The sequence below is a fragment of the Adlercreutzia sp. DFI.6.23 genome, from assembly GCF_024462535.1.
In the GTDB taxonomy this organism is placed as follows: domain Bacteria; phylum Actinomycetota; class Coriobacteriia; order Coriobacteriales; family Eggerthellaceae; genus Adlercreutzia; species Adlercreutzia rubneri.
Genome location: NZ_JANGBP010000167.1, coordinates 1 through 409, shown reverse-complemented (window position 1 = coordinate 409; position 409 = coordinate 1). Strand labels below are relative to the sequence as shown.

The 409-nt window shown below is 51.1% G+C and carries 1 protein-coding gene; it reads right to left on the bottom strand.

What is annotated here, in order from left to right:
- A partial coding sequence (locus NE591_RS16365; RefSeq protein WP_371130611.1) for an ATP cone domain-containing protein occupies positions 1-102 on the bottom strand: 102 nt, incomplete at its 3' end.
- Positions 103-409: the final 307 nt, after the last annotated feature.

The window sequence follows — 409 nt, the reverse complement described above, 5'->3', positions numbered from 1 at the left end:
CATGGCCGCACAGGCCTGGAACGATTTCTCCACCGCATCAGCGATCTTTTCAGGATGGAATTCCGCCGTGCGCCCGTCGCGCTTGATGATGGTCTTGACCATAACTTCCTACATCCTTTCTTCGACGCGGCTGTCGCGTCGTATTCGCACCGCTTCTCGCGGCCTTGCCAACCACAACATGCAGAAGCGCGGCCATGTTTTCCCTACCGCTGCCCTTCGCGATTACCAAGGGGGTAGACCCTCTTTTCGCTTTTGTTTTCCAACAGGCTTTCCACAGGTTATTCACCATCGGAACCACAATATATTGTGTTTTGCAGTTCCAAGGGCGGATACATATAGTACACGCGAAAGTGTTCGGGTGCAATCGAACAAGATGTGATTTTCGTCACCAGAAAAGAACAGAATTAAT